Origin of the sequence: Gelidibacter mesophilus DSM 14095, assembly GCF_000423005.1 — a bacterium.
GTDB lineage: Bacteria > Bacteroidota > Bacteroidia > Flavobacteriales > Flavobacteriaceae > Gelidibacter > Gelidibacter mesophilus.
Window position 1 is genome coordinate 463,887 of sequence record NZ_AUHD01000001.1, and the last position, 19,633, is coordinate 483,519.

Genomic DNA, 19,633 nt, shown 5'->3' on the forward strand with positions numbered 1-19,633 from the left:
AATTATTTTTCCGTAAATTTGCACGCAATTAAACTACAATTGCAATGACAGCACACGAAAGCAAAATAGTAGGCGAGGGATTGACCTATGATGATGTCTTACTCATCCCAGCTTATTCAGAAGTCCTTCCCCGAGAGGTCAATATCCAATCTCAGTTTACGCGAAATATCAAGATCAATATTCCTATTGTATCCGCTGCTATGGATACCGTCACTGAAAGTTCTATGGCCATTGCCATGGCACGAGAAGGCGGTATTGGTGTTTTGCACAAGAATATGAGCATTGCACAACAAGCCAATGAAGTGCGTAAAGTGAAGCGTGCAGAAAGTGGTATGATTACAGATCCAGTGACTTTGCCCTTAACGGCAAAAGTATTGGACGCTACCCAAAATATGGCAGAACATAGTATTGGTGGCATTCCTATTATTGATGAGAATGGTGTATTAAAAGGGATTGTGACCAACCGTGATTTACGATTTGAAAAAGATGGCTCACGGCCTATTGTGGAAGTGATGACCAAAGATAATTTGGTAACTGCGCCTATTGGCACGTCTTTGCAAGATGCCGAAGGGATTCTTCAAAAGAACAAAATCGAGAAATTACTTATCGTTGACGAAAATTATAAACTTGCGGGTTTAATTACATTTCGGGATATTACAAAACTAACTACCAAGCCTATTTCAAACAAGGATACATTTGGTCGTTTACGTGTTGCGGCCGCTATTGGCGTGACTGCAGATGCAGTGGATCGAGCAGGGGCGCTTGTGAAGTCTGGCGTAGATGCGGTAATTATTGATACGGCGCACGGTCACACCAAAGGTGTGGTAATGATGCTCAAAACCATTAAAAAGCAATTTCCTGAATTAGAGGTTATTGTAGGCAATATTGCCACTGGTGCTGCTGCTAAATATTTAGTAGAAGCTGGTGCTGATGGCATCAAGGTGGGTATTGGACCAGGTTCCATTTGCACCACACGCGTGGTTGCTGGTGTTGGTTATCCACAGTTTTCGGCAGTTTTGGAAGTTGCCGCGGCTATTAAAGGTTCTGGGGTGCCGGTGATTGCAGATGGTGGAATTCGCTATACCGGTGATATTCCTAAAGCTATTGCAGCTGGGGCAGATACTGTAATGTTGGGATCATTATTGGCAGGAACTAAAGAATCTCCAGGGGAAACGATTATTTATGAAGGTCGGAAATTTAAGGCATATAGAGGAATGGGATCTATAGATGCCATGAAACAAGGCAGTAAGGACCGTTACTTCCAGGATGTGGAAGATGATATTAAAAAATTGGTACCAGAAGGAATTGTAGGTAGAGTACCATACAAAGGTGAAGTTATTGAAAGTATCCACCAGTTTATTGGCGGATTACGTGCAGGGATGGGTTATTGTGGTGCTAAGGATGTTGCAACTTTGAAGGAAACAGGCCAATTTGTAAAAATCACCTCTTCAGGAATAAATGAAAGTCACCCACATGATGTGACCATTACTGAAGAATCTCCAAATTATTCAAGATAAGCTATTTATTTCTGCGAAAGCAGGATAATTATAAAAAAAACACGACTTTAATTGGTCGTGTTTTTTTGTGGCTATCTTGCACATCCTGCTATTTTGAAACGTTTTAAAGCAAGGTATTTGGGTGATTTTTTTGAATAAAATCTGTCTATGAGCTTGTTGCAATCAACTCTTTGTTCTATATATGAAGCGGTTTCGATTCTTTATATCACAACACTATTTAGGATATATAATTTTCATAATTTCGAAAACCCGATCTTCTTTTGCTAATTTTAATACGGCCGTTTCGCCAACTTTTTTATCGGTCAAGAGTCGCGCAATTGGTGAAATAAAAGATATTTTTCCTTTAGAAATATCCGCTTCATCTACACCCACAATTTGATAATGTTGTAGTTTTTTATCGGTGCCAATTTTTAGGCTCACTAAAGCTCCAAAACGCACTTCATCCTGGGGTTGCTTGCTGAGGTCGACAATTTTGGCACTGAAGATGCGCTGATTTAATAATTGGAGTTTGGCATTAATATAATTGGTTGCAATGCGTTGTTCTTTCTCGTCGGTGATATCCAACTGATCGCGCTCAGCAGTAAGTTTTTCGTTTTCAGAAAGCAGTTCATCCATCCCAACTTGGGTCATATAGTTGGTAGCACCTTCTGGTAAATCTGCTCGCGGGGCTACAAATGGTACCTCTTCCTGATCCTCTTCTTTTACAAATCCTCTACTCATGGTAATCTGTGTTTCTATTATTAAAATTCCTTTTTCTTAAAATTAAAGAATTTGGAACACTATCCAAAATAGGAATTGCACTAACGGTGCGTCCTTCTTTTGGGTACTGATTCACTGCAAATACCGCTCCAATGATATCATAATATAATGGGTGTGCAGATTTGTCTGCTTTCTAGGTCAAGTGATTGAAAATTTTAATTTTGAAAAAGAATGAGTCCTGAAGATAGCGACCGATAATGTCCATTCTACCGTATTACGGTAGCCGCTTTATTGCCACGTGCTTTCATAATGAAGTGATATTGATTTAGTATTGAATTTCTCATTACTTTTCTTCAAAAATTAAATTGATAATACCAATGGCATCTGAAAGATCGGTAACTGCTAACCAGTTTGTTCAGTTGAGCTTATGATTGGTAAAGCTGGATTAGGTTAAAAATAACCATCCCTTCAGTAGTATTTATGGCTTGCTAAATTGTAGGTTGATCCCCGTGAATACTTGAAATTGTGCTTGTGTGCCATTGTGAAGTACGGAATACTGCGGTTCAACAAATACATTGAATACCGTGTTACCTACTTTTATAACTTGCCCAAGTCCTAAAGCCAGAGGCACAGCGTAACTGTCATTTTTAATATCGAAAACCCAAATTGGTGCACCCCTCAAATAGGTTCCACCTCCAAGTTGCCAAAAATAGAATGGTTGAACGGAGGCAAAGTTTGTACTAGATCTCTCATCGTCCCCAGCAAAAGATGCTTGCCATGTCACTAATCCACCAAACTGAAAGATTGGTGAATTTGCGATAAATGCTACAAACGCAAAACCACCTTGCCATTTGCCACTACCTAAAATGTCTTCCGTTGCTGTAGGTGCAGATAATAAGGGACCAATACCAATAGTTTTTGTGGCTTCTGAAACAAAATTGTAAGATAAAAATGCATTGATATCACCCAATCCGTTAACGGCATTTACATATCCTGTGTTTTGATTTGGCATTGCAATGGTTCCTAATGGTGCTGAAACACGAAGTAATAGTTTTCCGCTTGCAAAGGGTTTTGCAAATCGGACCCAGGCGGTGTTCATATAGGCATCGTTTGGGGCATCCGTCAATTTAGGAACGTAATAGTCATGAAAATTGAGGGCAGTCATATTGGCCAATGGGTTATTGGCCTGGGCTGATCCTCCAGGATCTGTTGTAGCTTCTTGAGCGGACAGGACTACTGAAAACAGTAATGCGAAAAGCGAGAGTAAGTTGAGTTTTTTCATTTTTTTTGGATGTTTATTTGCTTGTTGATTAAATTAATTGTTTTTAAATGCTCTGAGATGGTTGATGACGATAGTTAATAGGTCTTTTTTTATATTTCAAAACATTAGTCTACTATAAAATAATGGTCTTTTATCTTTTTTTAATAGTAAGCTATTATTGACTCTTCAAATGACTGAACAACAATACTATACACCTAATATATGAATTCTTTAAAAATATTTATTTGTATTAATAAATTATTCTAACTCAATATTTACATAGTGGTCGCCTTTAAAGCACTCTCAACCCCATGCTTTAAATCGGGTGAGGCTGCTTTTAGAATTGGAGATAATTCTTGGAACGGTCCCATAAAGTCTTGATACAACCAAGAGTAGGTTGGATTAACCACGATTTGCTCAGAATTTAATTGTAACCAATTTCTCCGTCAGAAACCCCATTTGGATCTTTAAGAAATTGAATAGTTTTGGGCATATTAGAATGAACCATATCGTTGTTATGTTTACTTTATGATTTTCTAAGTTATACTGACACCGAGTATTACCAAATAACTAAGTTAGTTTTTGTTACAAGTCTTTAGCAATTGCTTGGATACGAATGGGGGATTAGGTTGTGGTGCGTTTTTAACGCTATAACCTTGAATTGGGCACAACATTAAGTTTGATAGGAATGGGATTGGGTATTTCTGAATTCGTAGCGATCAAGAACAGTCGAAAATACTTGAATTGGAAACAGGATCTCTAATGAAGTTTTATGTAAGGAGAAAGAATTATTGGTTTGTATGTTTGAGGATAATCATCACAAAAGTGTATTCACTAGTTTTTTCGTTGAAATTGGAAAATATTATCAATAAGGACGATGGAGATCTTAAAACAGAACTTATACAATTAACAAACAGTTTAAACAGTCAGAGGAAAGAAACTGTCAATTGGAGGCCTTTCAAAGAACCTTTCTTCAAATTAAGACATCTATATTCTTAGCATTAATAACTAAGTGAACTACAACTTAAAATAGCAGGATTAATACTGTGTTTAAGAGAACGATTAACTTACTTATTTTCGAAACCAAAGATATTTTCCAATTTGCGATAATGGCACAAATAAAAAACTAACCTATAAAAAAGAAGCAGGGTAGGACGTTCTTTCTTGACATTGACAGTATATTTGCGAACTCTAAATAAATTCGACAAAGCAAATCACTAGAGTCTTAAAGCAATAGCTGTATATTATGAAGCGTTTATTTTCAAATTTATTATTTAAAGTTTTTATGGCCATAGTTTTAGGAACTGTGTTTGGCCTGTACCTTCCTGAATCTATCAATAGAATTTTTACAACTTTTAATGCTTTTTTCGGACAGTTTTTAAGTTTTTCCATTCCGTTGATCATCATGGGGTTGATTATGCCTGCCATTTGCGACTTGGGCAAAGGCGCCGGTAAATTGTTATTGCTAACCGCTGCTATAGCCTATGGATCGACCTTGTTTTCAGGATTTATGACCTACTTTACGGCCTCCAATATATTCCCACAACTTTTAGAATCAAGTGTAAACCATACTGCTGAAATTACTGAATCCGGACGAGAATTAACGCCTTACTTCAGTCTAAATATTCCTCCAGTATTGGATATCATGACCGCCCTCGTGTTGGCATTTGTTATCGGGTTAGGGCTTTCTTATCAAGAAAAGTCAAGTTTGAAATTGGTGGTCAAAGATTTTGAGAAAATCATCATGCAATTAATTGAAAACGTTATTGTACCTCTTTTACCACTCTTTATTTTAGGCATTTTTGCGGGCATGTCTTTTAGCGGACAGGTCTTTTCTATCTTCTCTGTATTCTTAAGTATTATTGGCGTCATTTTCGCCTTGCACATTTTATTGATTTTGTTGCAATACACCATCGCTGGACTGTTAACAAAAAGAAATCCCTTTAAGTTGTTGGCCACGATGATGCCTGCCTACTTTACAGCATTAGGTACGCAGTCTTCGGCGGCTACCATTCCGGTCACCTTAAAGCAGGCCTTAAAAAATGGGGTTTCAGAGAAAATAGCAGGCTTTACCGTGCCATTATGCGCTACGATCCATTTATCCGGAAGTATGATGAAAATTACGGCGTGTGCCATGGCCTTGATGATTTTACAAGGTGTGCCTTTCAGTTTTACACTGTTTGCAGGATTTATATTTGTGTTGGCCATTGCAATGATTGCTGCGCCAGGAGTTCCGGGCGGTGCAATCATGGCCGCAGTAGGCATCTTACAATCCATGCTGGGATTTAATGAAGAAATGCTGGGATTGATGATTGCATTATATATTGCAATGGATAGTTTTGGAACAGCGTGTAATGTTACAGGAGATGGTGCTATAGCCTTGGTGGTTAATAAAATAACTAAAGAGGAATGGGTGGTTTAAAATGTTATACAGCATCTTAATGAACATGTGAGTTTATGATCAGTTGGCAGTAGCAAGGGCACAAAAGCATTAAAAGTAATAAGTAATGCGCTCACAATGGTTCTGAATGCTGCTGAGAATCCAACTTAGCCAAAACTTCGGTGTTTTTTTTGGTTCACAACTGTTTGGCAGTCTATTTTTTAGATCTGGGTTGTTGGTGTCTTCATGTAATTTTATTAAATGACAAAGAGGATAATTTAAATCTAATTATCCTCTTTGTAGTTTTATTGTACGTACTGATTTATATGGTCTCTGCACCAGCTCCTGCAACAGCATGATCATTTTCAACAGAACTTCCGCTTACGCCAATAGCGCCGATGATTTCATCTTTTGCGTTTTTAATTGGAATTCCACCAGGGAAAGTAATTAACCCGTTGTTAGAATGCTCAATATTATATAATGAACCACCTGGTTGTGATAATTCACCAACGATTCCTGTATTCATGTCGAAAAAACGAGCTGTTTTTGCTTTTTTAATAGAAATATCAAGAGAGCCTAACCATGCACCATCCATTCTTGCAAATGCCACTAAATTCGCTCCTGCATCTACAATAGCGATATTCATTTTTGTATCAATTGAAGCTGCTTTTCGTTTTGCAGCTGCAATAGCCTTTTCTGCTTGTTCTAAAGTAATATTCATAATGTTATCGTTTTAGTTGTGTGATTATTTCTGATGCAAAGATACCACGATGACTGCGGTAATGACTTACTAAATCAGTTCAATAACTTATGAAAACAGGTCAAAATATAAAAATGAGAACAGAAATGAAGTTATGACGGTGTTTCGCTCGGGCTAAAGCCAAACTTGTTCTTGAAAGCAATGCTAAAGTTAGAGAGATTGTTATATCCAAAATCAACGTAAATGTCAGATGGTTTTAAAACGCCTTCTTTTAAAGTTTCTCTTGCTTTTTGTAATCGTTTATCCTGTAACCATTTCCCAGGGGATACGTTGTACTCGCTCATGAAATGACGTTTAAAGGTGGAAAGGCTCATATTGCATAAAAAAGCAATTTCTTCCAGTTTTAAGTTGGAGTGAATTTTACTTTCAACAATTTTCTTAAAAGGCGAACTAGTGTCGGCTATTAATGATTGCAGATATCCTTCAAAACTTGGTCCATATTTTTGAATAAGATAAAGCATCAATTCCTCAAATTTCACATACAGTAGATTTTCCATGAATACGGCAGGAGCATTGCCAATAGTGGATAGAGAGTTTAAATATGACATCATATAACTATCATTTCTTATGATGAAATAAGGGTTATCGTCTATAGCTGAGACCATATTGGTCGTATGTTTTTCTAAAAACTCCATCAGTATTTTTTCGGAAAAAAATAAGAGTTTACAGTAATAGATAGCTTCGGTTTCTAATAATTCCGTCCATAGCCAATTGCCTTTTTTCAGGAGTAGCGATTGGTCTTTGTTTACTGCAATAGAGGTTCCTGCAAAGTGGACCTGTTTTTTGCCTACTTGGAGAAAACTGAACATATTCATGCTAAGGTTGACCTTACTTCTCACTATATCGGTGGTCATTTTAAAATCATAGACGAATAAATCTGGTCTTTCAGTTGTCTTTGAAAGATATATTTCAGGAATGTTTTCTATGGGCATGTCTCACTATTTTAGTTTCATTTCAAATAGACTGAACGGGCCGGTCTTATCATGTTCAGGAAGATCACTAGTCCATTCAATTTCCTAAATTCTTTTGTATGTAAAGCCAGAACGGATATAATGTGTGTTTAATCCATCGTTTCCACTATGGGTATCCATTCTGATGTATTCTATTTGTCTTTGCTTTCCATAGGCTATGCACCATTCCACAATCTTTTTTAAATAGGAGCGTCCCCTGAAATTTAGATGTGTAGCAATTCGATGTAGATAGATGGCCTTATCAATTGCTGAACCTTTGCCAATAACAGGATCCTTAAGAGTAATGACGACGCTACAGGCCATAATATCATCTTCCATAATCTTAAAATGCCGATTTTCACTGATTTCTCGTTCGATGAGTGCGCTTTCAAATCTGCTCCAACTCTTGTTGTTTACAGATTTTTGATAGACGGTTGCGGCATCGTACAGCTCAAATATGGTATTGATGTCTGCAAACGTACTGGGTGTGATGTTCATTATAGTAGTTTGATTTTGGCCTTTATTAATTAGATGTCAATAACCAGGTTTGTATAAAGATATCTATCTCTCCTAATCTATGATTTATTCTTTAAATCTATGAGTTTAATTTGCTTTTATTCCGCGCTTTGATTGATAAAAGCATTGAGATTGTTATAAGCAAACTACAGATTAGTAGTAGCCAAGATCCAAATTTAGCCAGATCAAATTCAAAAATCACATATAGTGTGGTTGAAATAGAAGTAAGAATTATAATGAGTTGTGAGATCGCGTTTTTCTTCATCAGCTTAAGATTTGGTCTAAGACGATTCTAAAGACTTGTCAGGTAATTATCCTCGTGATCAACTTTTAAATATACAAAATTCCAATTGAAATAGCTTAATACTGATCTGTCGGAACTCTAATGCTTATTGAACTACAGATGACCTTTAGATTCATTGTATCTCTCGGTTCAGGCCATTTCAATTATGTAGTTGGATATTTGATAAGTTGAGTCTTTAATTTTTGAACGTAAGTTTGTTGATCCAAGTTCCGATAAAATAGAATATTATTAAATATCCAATCAAAATTAGGCTTCCCAAAACCCATCCGAAAGTGCCCATCGTAAAGGTAAATCCGAAAAAGTAGGTTGCAATACTTTCTATGGGTTTTAAAGCAAGGGGCACATTATTTGGTTTTGATAGAATATCGATGAACAGAATCATGAGCACATATCCCACCAAAATACCTGTTCCTCCAGAAATTAGTTTGTTTTTATTCATGGTTACAAGTTAAACATTTAAATAAATTGTTAAAGTGCACTATGACGTTTGAAAAGAATGGGATTAGAGGCAATTTTAAAATGCGCAGGGATGACAATATCAGTTGACAGCTGATTTTGAGAAAAAATTCATCACAAACACTCCGGTGACTATTAGGATTATTCCAATGATGGCAGGAAAATCTAAAGATTGTTTAAAAATAACCACTGAAATTATTGCAGAGAGCACAATTCCCAAGCCTCCCCATATGGCATAAGCAATTCCCAAAGGGATTGATTTTAAAGCATGTGAGAAAAAGAAAAAACAGACCGTATAGGCAAGGATGGTTAAAATGGTAGGGATCGTCTTTGAAAATCCGTTTGAGGCTTGCATAAAACTGGTGCCGATGAGTTCAAAGATAATGGCTAAGGATAGGAAAAGATACTTCATAAGGTCTAATTTTAGGTAAAGAAACAACAAATCAGAAGGAACAGAAACTATTTTTTTCGGCACGATGCACAAGTGGTATGAATAGAGGTTTTAACGACTGTTTGGCGGTATATTTGTGTTGAGGCCGTTCCAAAATTGCTATAAACTTACTTTTGATCCTCTTTAAAGTAATCAGCATCAGTATTAAAACACGCTGATGCTGATTTTTTAATTCTTAAAGTAAATTATCATCTTTTGATGGAAGACAACCTATTCGTTATAAGCCTTCTCTAGTGCCTCTAAAAACACCTCTTCTGGCTGAGCTCCAGAAAGTGCATGTTTATTGTTGAATACAAAAAATGGCACTCCAGTGACGCCTATTTCTTTTGCCTGTATTTGATCTTCGGCAACCTTTTTATCCAGAGCCGTATCGTTTAATTGTTTTTCAAGGTCTGTTGCTTCAAAACCTAAGCGCTCTCCAATTGCAACTAAGACCTTTAGGTCATCAATATTTTTTCCATCTGTAAAATGGGCCTTTAATAATAGTTCCTTGGCCTCATTTTGTTTGTTGATTTTTTTAGCAGCGTGCATGAGCTTATGTGCATTGAAGGAATTGGCAACTACAGCATCGTTTAAATTAAATTCTATGCCCACTTCTTTAGCCATAGCGGTGGCGTTCGAAAACATCTGGTTGATTTGATCCTTGTTGGCCCCTTTATTTACGAAATAATCCAAACTGTTGATATTGGTGTTCGTTCTAAGATTTGGGTCCAACTCAAAACTTTTCCATTCAATAGTAACGTCATCTTTATGCTCGAATTGCGACAGTGCATTTTCTAATTTACGCTTTCCGATATAGCAAAACGGACATCTGATATCCGACCAAATTGTGATTGTCATTTTCTTTTCGATTAAATTATTAATTAATGTTAATTTTTAGTGTTCAGCCGTGTAAAGCATGTTTTTAATATTCACTTGTTTTCAAGAACGGCTGAATGCGCTCCACATAACTCCAATTAAATACCTTCAACAAACTTTAAAAAGACTTGTTTATGGCGTTCCAAATCCAAATCTGGCGACACGGATACCCTTACAATATAGTCTTTGTCTCCTTCTTTGGTGGTTCCTTGCGTTGAGGTTGCGGGAATCGTCCAATAACAGCCTTTTAACTGTCCATAGCTGACGCAGAACTTGCTTTCATCGGGTATTTCGGTGATCATTAAATTGATTAATTTGAGGTTCAAAGCTCTTTTGTAGGATTCTCTTTCTTCGGGTGTACTTCCTTTGGTGGGAAGATCTAATGAAAACACCGATGGGGTAAAGCCTTCAGCGGCCAACCCCTCTGAAACAAAATTGATTTTCGCCGCCGGTAAGACGTCGTGAATAAAGTTTACAAATTCGCGGGTATTTTTATAGGCATCCGTGATCCTTTGATTCATGGATGGCAGTTGGTTGGCCAATATTTCCATTTGAAGAGGGGTGGCCTCATTATCACAGAGCCTGAGATGCACCTCTATTTTGTCCATCAAAGCATCCGTTTTTTTATTTCCTACACAGTAGCCCGCAGTGCATGATCCACCACTTGGAAATTTTGATCCGCTGGCGTATGAAATGGAGCTTACCGTTGAAAGGATGTCCTCATCCCCTAGAAAGTGAACGTTCGGACAAAAAGTCTGATCTAAAATAAACACCGGAGCGATAGCAGGGTGATCTGTTTTTGTGCGACGTTCTGTGCTTAAAACCTCTTTTAATTTATTGAGATCAGGAACTTCAACCCTTGGGTTGGTCGGGATTTCTGCAATGATGTATGGAATGGCGTCTTCATTGGCTATACGGTCCAAAATATTGGCAATACTTTCCACCATATCATTATCACCATCCACTAATAAATCAACCACTTCAACATTATCAAGACAGGATGCAACTCGTCGCGCCTGATCATTGGTCCCACCATAACAGTTGGGAGGCACAATAAATTTGATGTTTTTTCCTTTATGTTGTTCTTGAGCACTGTCAATGAGCCCCATCATAATGGCATACTGTATGGATAATCCACTAGAAGCCATTAAAGCTTTAGACCTAGTGTTGGTTATTTCATTAAGGATTGTCTCAACACGTGTTTTGTTAGCGTTAACCTGAGAATCTTGCTTAATAACAAAAGAGTTATCGATCAGCAAATTTAAGGCAGCAAGACAATTGGCGGGTGTCATGGCAATGGTCTCTCTTCTTCTGACATGTTGAATCTCTGAGATATAACTTTCATCTTGGGTATCGTTAACCAAGATGATACTGCCAAGCTGAGGATGTGTGGAAATAAAGAAATCAATATTTGGGATAAGTTCAATGTCATGAAGGTTATCATTTTGGGAAATATACACGGTACTTCCTTCAAAATCAGTTATGCTTTCAATTGTTTCAACCTGTTTCAACTCAAATTCATACCCATAAACATTCTTTATGAGTTGCGCATCAAAATGATCCGGTAACCTATTCGTGTAAACAATTTGGGTGTTTTTAGCTGCCAATAAATTTTTTCTTAGAATGGCCAGAATAGGAGCTGTTCTCGACGAGAAACTGATGACGTTTTCTGGATTTAGAGTGTTTGAGTGCGCAATTTCCCACTCCAATACACAGGACAGTGGATGACCTAGTCTTATATAGTCGTATGCGGTAGGCAAATTATGCAGTGCCGTTCGTTCATAATTATTCTCATGGTATAACGACTCAAACTGATTTAAAAACTGAGTTTTTGCCAAGTCTTCATTATAAATATCAAGCCGATGTGTGGTGGTAGTCAACCAGCCAATTGGCATCTTTTTTAACACGTTTTTTATGTACTCACTTCTTTTTTTATCTTCCATAAAGTTGTCTTTAAATAAGGGGTGAAGGTACAATAATTAGAGGGTTTTGAAAAGTCTTCTATTGGGATTCTGGGCCGCGTTCTTGTTCGTTCAGAATAACAAATGTCCTTCAGTATAAGGGTTTATTTTGTACTTGAGAACTTAACCATCCAATTGATGAGACGGCTGCTAGAAAACCTGTCTGATCAGTACTTCGAGCGAGCATAATTTTAATTTTTTTGAACTGAGAATTGTTCCAAGTAGTTGATTTTATAAAACCTATAAGGACGGATTATATATTTCTCTGAGCGAAGGCGGAGGTGGTAGATTTAAAAGATTCGCTTCATTTTTCAAAAGCTTGTTCTCATCTAAGAAATTAATTATTTCCGATGCCTTGTTGACAACCTTGAGAATGATCTTGTTTTTATTGATAACTAAATGAGTTGGATAGGTTCGTAGGTTAAGTGATTTTTCAATAAAATCAATTTGATCAGGAACCGTATGATAATGAAAATTCTTCTTTTTAACAATCCTCCAGTTCAGGTTTTGAGTCTAGTGCCAAGCTTATAAAAATGAGGTCAGTGTTGTCTTTGTATTTCTCCAAAAACTCGTTTAATTTTGAGAATTCTGCAACACAAGCTGTACAGTTAATGAACCACGTTTTTACTATAATAGCTTTTCATCCCGAATTTTCAGATGTATAATAAATGCCGCTAAGGTCGGTGAACTCAAATTTAGGAAATTTAGAGCCTTTCATTCGAAATGCTTCAAATCGTTCAAAGCTGCGTTTTTTATGATTTTAGCAATGTCATTATTGGCGAAATAGTCCAATTTGTGAAGTTTGTATAGATCAATCTCATTTTCAGATTTTGAACTTATCGGAATGAAATCTCCCGGAGTCAATTTATCAGAATTTGTTTTATTTCTATGTCCTCTGAGGTTTTATTCAAACCTTTAAAATTTGATGATAGTCAGATATTATATGACGGATAATACCACCACCTCACGACATCCGCTTCAAGTTCTTTGATATTTATTTTAGTATCAACCTGTTCCAGACGTTCTGCCAATAGCGGTCTTTCTGATGTTTCTTTACAGGAAAGACTGAAAACTGACAAGAGAAAAAGTAAAACACTATTTTATTTTATCTTTGTTTGGTATAAACATTTTCAAATTTGCTGGTTATTGTAGTTTGTAGAATAATAGTCGACTTTGCTTATTCATGGGTAGCAATAATAGATTCTTTTCATGGATATAAGCAATATCACCTACACTTTGGCCAACTTGAAGGACGTGTTGTGTCTCTCCATTATAGTTTACTAAATGAATAGTACCACTGTTCCAATCTGAGATAATTAAATGGCCCTTATCATAAGGTCTAATGCCATCCAAATTACCAATGATGGCGGTTAAGGTGTCAATAGTTTTTGTGGTCATATCTATTTTAGATACGCGACCGCCATTGGGTTGGCTTCCCCAAGATGCGACATACATGGTGTTGTCCTGGATTAATAAGCCATTGGGGCTGTCTAAATCGTCATCCGCTAACCATAGGCTAAAATTGCCATCGGTATCCAGCTGATATATTTTGGAGGATCCTGTATCAGAAACAAAAACATTTCCGCTAGGATCAATAGCTACATCGTTTAAAAACTGAAGACCTTCTAGGGTGTGTTTTTTAGTATCTCTCTGGTTGTTAAATCCACTTCAACGAGTTCCGTAATGTCCGATACGTAAAGTCGATTTTCAGTAATGGCAATGCCTTTTGGGTCATTAAGCGCACTTATAAATGTTGCGTCAATAAGCTTTCCATCGAGGTCTATTGTGGCAATGGAGCCATCACCTTTCTCTTTATTGCCTATCAAAGAGGCGTAGATAATGTTATTTTTAACGTCATAAACAGCCGATTCGCAATGTGTCAAGCCTAAGGTCTCGGACATGAAGGTTGCAGTTGGCGTTTTCTGATCTTCAGTTAGAGGTTTTTTTGCGGCTTTGTTGTGTTTGCAACTGGTTGTAAATAATACAATCATAAATAGACAAGTAATGTGTTTCATTTTTGGTATATTATTAAGTTTTATATTGGCTTTTGCATGATTGAAATAGGAATAAAAAGTTGGTATCCAGTGTTACTATTGAGCTTTTTAGGTTGAATAGCCATATGTGCGGCATTAAAAAGCTTCTTTTATTTATGCTCTAAATTATACTCTTTTTTCGGGTTTTCCTACAGAGAACTCAATTATCTGATAGTGATTGGCTTGATATACATCTATTTGACTCGTGTTTTTTAGTGTCATAATAAGGTTGTTAAAGCGCGAATGCAAGCATTTTAAATGACGGGAACAAAGAACAATGGCACTCAGATTAAGTAAAATGCTGAAAGCAAGAGGGTGGAGAGACTTGGTGATAAATGATTGTGGGATTAAGGTCTTATTGAAACATTCGGGTTTTCAATAGAAGATTGTCATAGAGAGAAAACTATAGCTATCATAAGTTTATCAAAAGCATTATACGCGCTCAAGTTCTTTGATATTGCCCCCAAGCAGTATTTTGCGCACTGATGCCCAAAAGGTCAACAGTGAGCTCGAAGGTTTTTCTGAGAGTTCAGTGAGCAACAATAAGTCATCCACGAATTGTCTCAAGTTACTATCATTCGGTCGGTAATACGCCATGTGCCATTCTTTAAAAAACCGCTTGTCTACATCGTTTGCCCAAAGTAAAGTCACCTCATGATGCCGGTTATCATTCTTGATTTTTTCATAAATATGCAAGACGTCCTTTTTTCTTCCTTCTAAAATTTGAACGAAACTGTTGTTGTGGTATATGAGACATCCTGAAATGTTTAACGCTGAATTTTGAGCATTAGCCTCTGCTAGAATGTCTTCTAGATCTTTATAATCTATTCCTGATTTTGATTTTGAACGGTAATTTAGTTGATACATATCATGTTTTATTCTCGTATATGGAAAACCACGATGTCATATGCTTCCATCAAATGTGTGGTAAAAGTACACATTTTAAAAAAAGCCCTTAAAAAGCCCCTAATTAATTTCCAATTCTTCGCTGATCATCATAGAGATACGTATAATATTGTTTTGTGTAGAGTGCTTATCGGTAATTGAAAAGGGTATTTTATTATGCTTCTAAATACTAATATTTTACCCATTTAAAAATGGTGGCAAATCACCAACTATAATAAAATAAGACTATCGACACTAAAGCCGTTTTTTAAAATGGGCTTTTAGTTCCCTAGCAGTGGACCGGGCTGTCTTACCAACGCCATAGATGGTGCCAGAAGCAAATCCGGTCCAAGAACCATAACCTACCAACCAAAGCTGAGGTTCTTTTATGGAGCGGGTAGCTTTGGTAGCGATGTGATTATTTTCCACCACCTCCAAAGCTTCCAAATGTTGAAGATTGGGTTTGAAACCGGTACACCAGATTACGGCGTCAAAAATTTCCCTGTCGCCATTTTTCCAGACCACGCCTTCTTTATAAAACGAGGCAAAGGGTCTGACTGCGTGATAAACATCCCGTTCTAAACCATCTCTAACACTTTCAACCCGAACGATATCACTCAAGGATACCTGGCGATTAAAGGAATCTGTAGTCGCGTCAAAAAAACTGGAATTAGCTTGATAAAACAGGTAGCGTCCATCGATGTTTTCTGGAAGAAACTGCGGAGGATCTAAGGTAACCCAGGTGGTTTTGGCTATTTTTGAAACTTCAGATAAGATCTGGGCGCCGGAGTTACCCCCGCCTATGATCATAACTTTTTGATCTTTAAAGAGGTCTGCATTTCGATACTCCACCGCATGAAGTTGTACGCCCTGATAAGTGCTTTGATTTGGATAGGATGGTAGATAGGGATTTTTGGCCGTGCCAGTGGCACTGACCACGGTCTTCGCATAAAAATTTCCATTATTGGTTGCCATCTTAAAAAGCGCATTATCCTTGGTGACCCGATGGACCAAGGTGTTTCTTTGCACCGCAAACTCATAACGGGCTTCGTAGGCTTTGAGATAAGCAATAAATTCATCCCTCAGCGGGTATTCTTCTTTGGTTTCTGGCATTTGCCACCCCGACAGGGAACTGTAGTCGGTAGGTGAAAACAATTTAAGGCTGTCCCAATAGTGTAACCACGCTCCGCCAGCTTCGTCTTGATCGTCCAAAATCAGATAATCCAGACCGCTTCGTCTTAAAAAATAGGCCACTGAAAGTCCTGCCTGTCCGCCACCAATGATGATGAGATCGTAAATTTTCACTTTAAATATTTTTTTATCAATAAAAATCTTGCCGACCTTGGACTTTTCATAGTTCTTGAAAAGGAACTGTAAAGTGAAATGAAATGGGCCAAGATGAATAAGATAAGGATGCCGAAAATGATTCTATCCGTAATACTCATATCTGGTGTCGGTTTAGTTTTTTTCGAGGGCAGACTTGGTTGTCACCACGAGACCTTAAAAATACAAAACTACTTTGTAAAATCCATTTCGTTAAGCTGTTAAGCGGGACCTTATTTCTGATTTTTAATAACTTTTGAGTTAATGATCGCACCAGAATCGGTTAAAATTTTGATGAGGTAGAGACCAGTATCAAAAGGTCGCAAATCGATGCTACTTTGAGTGTAAGTCTTCAATAGTTTGCCAGATAGATTATAGAGCATTACCTTTTGAATGTTCTGATGTTTTACTTTAATATTTAGGATGTTTGAGGTGGGATTTGGATAGATCAACACATTATTTTTTGTGAGGTCATCGGCAAAGTCCTCGAGACTCAAAAGGGACTCCAACGTACCATAACTGTGGATATAGCCTCTGTACCAAGCATATTCATTAAAAGTATAGATTCTGTTTCCAAAATTCCCAACCATGATTAAATTCCCGTTCTTATCAAATAGGGCAGTATCATCCAACATGCTTTGAAGTTGGAAGTAGTTAACAATATCGCCTTGTTCGTCAATTATGGTCATGGTTTTTTGATAGCCTGTCCCTAGGAGCATATAATTGCCCCAAGCTTTTAAATATGTTTGAAAATTCACTTTTGCCTCTGAGTGGGACAAGAAATTCAGGTCTTCATCCAATATTAAGCTGTGTCCATTGTCGAGGGCGACAAAAATAGTACCGTTAAGGTATTGCTTGAATCCGGTAATCTTGACGGCGGATTCATAAAATGTATAGCTATTATTGATGTCCAGTTTATTGAGTCTGCGGTCAGGTCCACTATCTGTAACAAAAAACAAGCTGCCTTCTGCATCCACCTCCATGGGATAAATCCCGTAATTATGCTCTAAGTTTCTGGTAAAGAGCTTCACCCCATTTTTGTAGAGATGGAAGAAATCGGGCGTGTTATTGGTGATGGCTTCATAGGTATAAAAGTAAGTGTCACTGCCAATGGAAAAGATATTTAAAACCTTTTCATGTCCAAGATCAATGACGTTAAGGATATTGCCGTTTTCTTTATGTAAAACCGTCAGTTTTGTAGAATCCTCATAGATAAAATAGTTGGAAGCCATGAAGATGCGGTCTCCGCTTCTACGAAATAGATCGGCAAAATGACTGTTGTACATAAACTCAAAAACACCATCGGGCTTCAGTTTGTACATATCGTAACCCACCCCATAATAATTTCCAGCTCTGGGTAAATTGAAGTAAAGATCATTGTTTTCGTCGAAGAAATAATCAATAGTCCTATTTTGATGATAGACAATACTAAAAATATGATCAGGGATGCCAACTTCCCAAAGCTTGTTTAAATTGGAATCAAATTTAATGACCCGATTATTGAGTGGAGGTTCAATGCCTCCCTTTCCTAAATATTCTGGACCCATCTTCTCATTTAGGAACACCAAATAATTATTGTCATGATCGACGATGACATACAATTGAAAGACTCTTGAAGTGCCAATACCAGAAAAGGAATACCGATGGGTTATTTGGGTCTCAATTATTTTCTCGGTATGAATGTCCAACTGGGTATAAAACTCTGAATTAGGAAACATCTTTTCGTAACTGGTTCCAGTCACGGCTATGGCGTGGTCGTCAATTTTTGAGAAATCTGACAATCCGAAACTGTCGGAGGTATCGAAGGATTTCAGCTCTGTTAAATCGTTGTTGAATAACCTGATATTGGAATTGCTGGTGGTTAGAAAAAAGCTGCCATCGGCATTCATTTTAAAACCAGTGGCTAACTTGTCGGAAGGACTTGTTTGGGTTTGTAAACTGTTATTTGCGTCCACATGGATAAAATCAATCGCCTTCGTGTTTAGATTATTGGCAACCGTGATAAGTTGATTTTGCGCATTTACAAAAGCATCCACAAAAAAGTATTTATTACTGTTAGAAGTGGTCATGGAATAGCTGAGCACATTGGTTTGCGTGTCAATCTTTGCCATATGGATCTTGTCTACCGTGGCGTGAGTGGAGTTGTTCTGACCTGTGATATAGAAATTGCCATCATTGTCCGTGGCTATTTTAGCGTGATAAACCAAGGAGGCGTTTTCATAATACTTTAAAAATGCAGCATCCGTGATCTCGAAATTGGATTGGGTGTTTTCGTTCTTGATGTTATAAAACTTAAAGGTATAGCTCGAATTAAGGTCGCCAACAGGTTCTTTGGCCAAAAGATAAAACTGGTCGTTCTCAACTTTTGCGATAACCCCATTGTTGATGATTTCTTTTGTAAAAGAACGGATGATGTCACCTTGGTTGTTTATTTTCAAGAACACGAAGTTATGTCCAGTTAATTCGACATGATCAATGGGCGCGTACACTAAGCTCAGTGAGCCATCGGCGTTTAAATTGGCATTCATATAGTCGTAATCAAAATAATCGGTGCCATCATTAGTTCCGATGGTTTTATGGTATAGAAGCGTGCCGTCCGCACTGTATTTTATAATAAAAATCACACCATTTTTTAAGGAAGCGTGTAAGGAACTTCTACCTACAATATAGAGTTCATTGGTGGGGCTTAAGAATGACTTTTCAGGAATATCATAAGATAGATCTGTTTTTTGTGAGACAGTTTTCCGCCATAGCTCATTATGGTTTTTGTAAAGTTTTAAGATAATGACATCTGTAAAGGTGGAGTCGTTTTCAGTAGTGCCAACTACAAAGAGGTTTTTGTTGGAATCGATATGCGAAAAGTAAGAGATATCCCGATTGGTGTGGTTGTTTAACCCGAACGATTCGCTTTTTATTGGGAGTAACGGTTCTTGGGAAAGGATGTGGCAAAAGGGAATAACAAGGCTAAGGCAGAGTAGAAGTCTTTTCATAAATTATGCTTTATAACAATACGGTTCAGTTGATTTTGAGAGGTCTTTACTCTCACCTAAATGATGTGCCGGATCAGGTTAAATGTCGCCCTATTTTTTTATCGAATTTAGTTGATAAATCGATATCATGGACAATTATTTTTGTGAGGATCAAAACTTTAAAACATAAGGGTAGGGGGAATTGCTATGCTTCTAAAATGAGCTTTGAACACCCTATTAAAATAGAAGCCAATGAGGAGCTTTATCGGACTCCATGACTACAGAAGAATAAATGGATTTTTAGTAAAGA

General features: G+C 37.3%; 16 protein-coding genes. 2 read left to right on the plus strand and 14 right to left on the minus strand.

What is annotated here, in order from left to right; all coding sequences use genetic code 11:
* Window positions 1-44 precede the first annotated feature (44 nt).
* Window positions 45-1,517 (plus strand): IMP dehydrogenase, encoded by a 1,473-nt coding sequence (guaB, locus tag G525_RS0102195; protein ID WP_027124692.1) that lies wholly within the window; start codon window positions 45-47, stop codon window positions 1,515-1,517.
* A 213-nt stretch (window positions 1,518-1,730) separates the two neighbouring features.
* Here guaB and G525_RS0102200 read toward each other — a convergent pair whose 3' ends face one another.
* The gene (locus tag G525_RS0102200; protein WP_027124693.1) at window positions 1,731-2,237 is read right to left on the minus strand and encodes a GreA/GreB family elongation factor; all 507 of its coding nucleotides are present in this window, start codon (window positions 2,235-2,237) and stop codon (window positions 1,731-1,733) included.
* Window positions 2,238-2,694: 457 nt separating this feature from the next.
* Window positions 2,695-3,498: a hypothetical protein gene (locus tag G525_RS0102210; RefSeq protein WP_027124694.1), complete on the minus strand. Its 804-nt coding sequence runs from the start codon at window positions 3,496-3,498 to the stop codon at window positions 2,695-2,697.
* Between the two features lie 1,225 nt (window positions 3,499-4,723).
* On the opposite strand from G525_RS0102210, the gene G525_RS0102215 reads away from it, so the two are divergent.
* Window positions 4,724-5,899 carry a dicarboxylate/amino acid:cation symporter gene (locus G525_RS0102215; RefSeq protein WP_027124695.1) on the plus strand — a complete coding sequence of 392 codons (1,176 nt, stop codon included), beginning with the start codon at window positions 4,724-4,726 and terminating at the stop codon, window positions 5,897-5,899.
* Window positions 5,900-6,179: 280 nt separating this feature from the next.
* Here G525_RS0102215 and G525_RS0102220 read toward each other — a convergent pair whose 3' ends face one another.
* The 12 genes from G525_RS0102220 to G525_RS0102275 all read right to left on the minus strand — a co-directional run bounded on the left by G525_RS0102220 (window position 6,180) and on the right by G525_RS0102275 (window position 19,344).
* Complete coding sequence (locus tag G525_RS0102220) at window positions 6,180-6,578, minus strand: GlcG/HbpS family heme-binding protein (RefSeq protein ID WP_027124696.1); 399 nt, start codon at window positions 6,576-6,578, stop codon at window positions 6,180-6,182.
* Window positions 6,579-6,709: 131 nt separating this feature from the next.
* Complete coding sequence (locus tag G525_RS0102225; protein ID WP_027124697.1) at window positions 6,710-7,549, minus strand: helix-turn-helix domain-containing protein; 840 nt, start codon at window positions 7,547-7,549, stop codon at window positions 6,710-6,712.
* Window positions 7,550-7,633: 84 nt separating this feature from the next.
* The gene (locus G525_RS20020) at window positions 7,634-8,065 is read right to left on the minus strand and encodes a GNAT family N-acetyltransferase (RefSeq protein ID WP_245577713.1); all 432 of its coding nucleotides are present in this window, start codon (window positions 8,063-8,065) and stop codon (window positions 7,634-7,636) included.
* Between the two features lie 497 nt (window positions 8,066-8,562).
* Entirely contained in the window at window positions 8,563-8,826 is a 264-nt protein-coding gene (locus G525_RS0102235; protein WP_027124698.1) for a hypothetical protein, read from the minus strand.
* Window positions 8,827-8,925: 99 nt separating this feature from the next.
* Entirely contained in the window at window positions 8,926-9,255 is a 330-nt protein-coding gene (locus G525_RS0102240; RefSeq protein ID WP_027124699.1) for a DMT family transporter, read from the minus strand.
* Between the two features lie 249 nt (window positions 9,256-9,504).
* A complete protein-coding gene (locus tag G525_RS0102245; protein WP_027124700.1) occupies window positions 9,505-10,134 on the minus strand; it encodes a DsbA family oxidoreductase in 630 nt (209 codons plus the stop codon).
* A 116-nt stretch (window positions 10,135-10,250) separates the two neighbouring features.
* The gene (locus tag G525_RS0102250; RefSeq protein WP_027124701.1) at window positions 10,251-12,095 is read right to left on the minus strand and encodes a PLP-dependent transferase; all 1,845 of its coding nucleotides are present in this window, start codon (window positions 12,093-12,095) and stop codon (window positions 10,251-10,253) included.
* 1,161 nt (window positions 12,096-13,256) lie between these two features.
* Entirely contained in the window at window positions 13,257-13,568 is a 312-nt protein-coding gene (locus tag G525_RS21585; RefSeq protein ID WP_027124702.1) for a YncE family protein, read from the minus strand.
* A 170-nt stretch (window positions 13,569-13,738) separates the two neighbouring features.
* Complete coding sequence (locus G525_RS21590; protein WP_157491858.1) at window positions 13,739-14,128, minus strand: hypothetical protein; 390 nt, start codon at window positions 14,126-14,128, stop codon at window positions 13,739-13,741.
* 450 nt (window positions 14,129-14,578) lie between these two features.
* Window positions 14,579-15,013: a BLUF domain-containing protein gene (locus G525_RS21595; RefSeq protein WP_051209694.1), complete on the minus strand. Its 435-nt coding sequence runs from the start codon at window positions 15,011-15,013 to the stop codon at window positions 14,579-14,581.
* 273 nt (window positions 15,014-15,286) lie between these two features.
* The gene (locus tag G525_RS0102270) at window positions 15,287-16,336 is read right to left on the minus strand and encodes an ArsO family NAD(P)H-dependent flavin-containing monooxygenase (protein ID WP_211222897.1); all 1,050 of its coding nucleotides are present in this window, start codon (window positions 16,334-16,336) and stop codon (window positions 15,287-15,289) included.
* A gap of 251 nt (window positions 16,337-16,587) precedes the next feature.
* Complete coding sequence (locus tag G525_RS0102275; RefSeq protein WP_027124705.1) at window positions 16,588-19,344, minus strand: T9SS type A sorting domain-containing protein; 2,757 nt, start codon at window positions 19,342-19,344, stop codon at window positions 16,588-16,590.
* Window positions 19,345-19,633: the final 289 nt, after the last annotated feature.

What these genes read in the sequence shown, in the direction of transcription:
- guaB (WP_027124692.1), top strand. Translation starts at nt 45, where the DNA reads ATGACAGCACACGAAAGCAAAATAGTAGGCGAGGGATTGACCTATGAT.
- G525_RS0102200 (WP_027124693.1), bottom strand. Translation starts at nt 2,237, where the DNA reads ATGAGTAGAGGATTTGTAAAAGAAGAGGATCAGGAAGAGGTACCATTT.
- G525_RS0102210 (WP_027124694.1), bottom strand. Translation starts at nt 3,498, where the DNA reads ATGAAAAAACTCAACTTACTCTCGCTTTTCGCATTACTGTTTTCAGTA.
- G525_RS0102215 (WP_027124695.1), top strand. Translation starts at nt 4,724, where the DNA reads ATGAAGCGTTTATTTTCAAATTTATTATTTAAAGTTTTTATGGCCATA.
- G525_RS0102220 (WP_027124696.1), bottom strand. Translation starts at nt 6,578, where the DNA reads ATGAATATTACTTTAGAACAAGCAGAAAAGGCTATTGCAGCTGCAAAA.
- G525_RS0102225 (WP_027124697.1), bottom strand. Translation starts at nt 7,549, where the DNA reads ATGCCCATAGAAAACATTCCTGAAATATATCTTTCAAAGACAACTGAA.
- G525_RS20020 (WP_245577713.1), bottom strand. Translation starts at nt 8,065, where the DNA reads ATGAACATCACACCCAGTACGTTTGCAGACATCAATACCATATTTGAG.
- G525_RS0102235 (WP_027124698.1), bottom strand. Translation starts at nt 8,826, where the DNA reads ATGAATAAAAACAAACTAATTTCTGGAGGAACAGGTATTTTGGTGGGA.
- G525_RS0102240 (WP_027124699.1), bottom strand. Translation starts at nt 9,255, where the DNA reads ATGAAGTATCTTTTCCTATCCTTAGCCATTATCTTTGAACTCATCGGC.
- G525_RS0102245 (WP_027124700.1), bottom strand. Translation starts at nt 10,134, where the DNA reads ATGACAATCACAATTTGGTCGGATATCAGATGTCCGTTTTGCTATATC.
- G525_RS0102250 (WP_027124701.1), bottom strand. Translation starts at nt 12,095, where the DNA reads ATGGAAGATAAAAAAAGAAGTGAGTACATAAAAAACGTGTTAAAAAAG.
- G525_RS21585 (WP_027124702.1), bottom strand. Translation starts at nt 13,568, where the DNA reads ATGTATGTCGCATCTTGGGGAAGCCAACCCAATGGCGGTCGCGTATCT.
- G525_RS21590 (WP_157491858.1), bottom strand. Translation starts at nt 14,128, where the DNA reads ATGAAACACATTACTTGTCTATTTATGATTGTATTATTTACAACCAGT.
- G525_RS21595 (WP_051209694.1), bottom strand. Translation starts at nt 15,013, where the DNA reads ATGTATCAACTAAATTACCGTTCAAAATCAAAATCAGGAATAGATTAT.
- G525_RS0102275 (WP_027124705.1), bottom strand. Translation starts at nt 19,344, where the DNA reads ATGAAAAGACTTCTACTCTGCCTTAGCCTTGTTATTCCCTTTTGCCAC.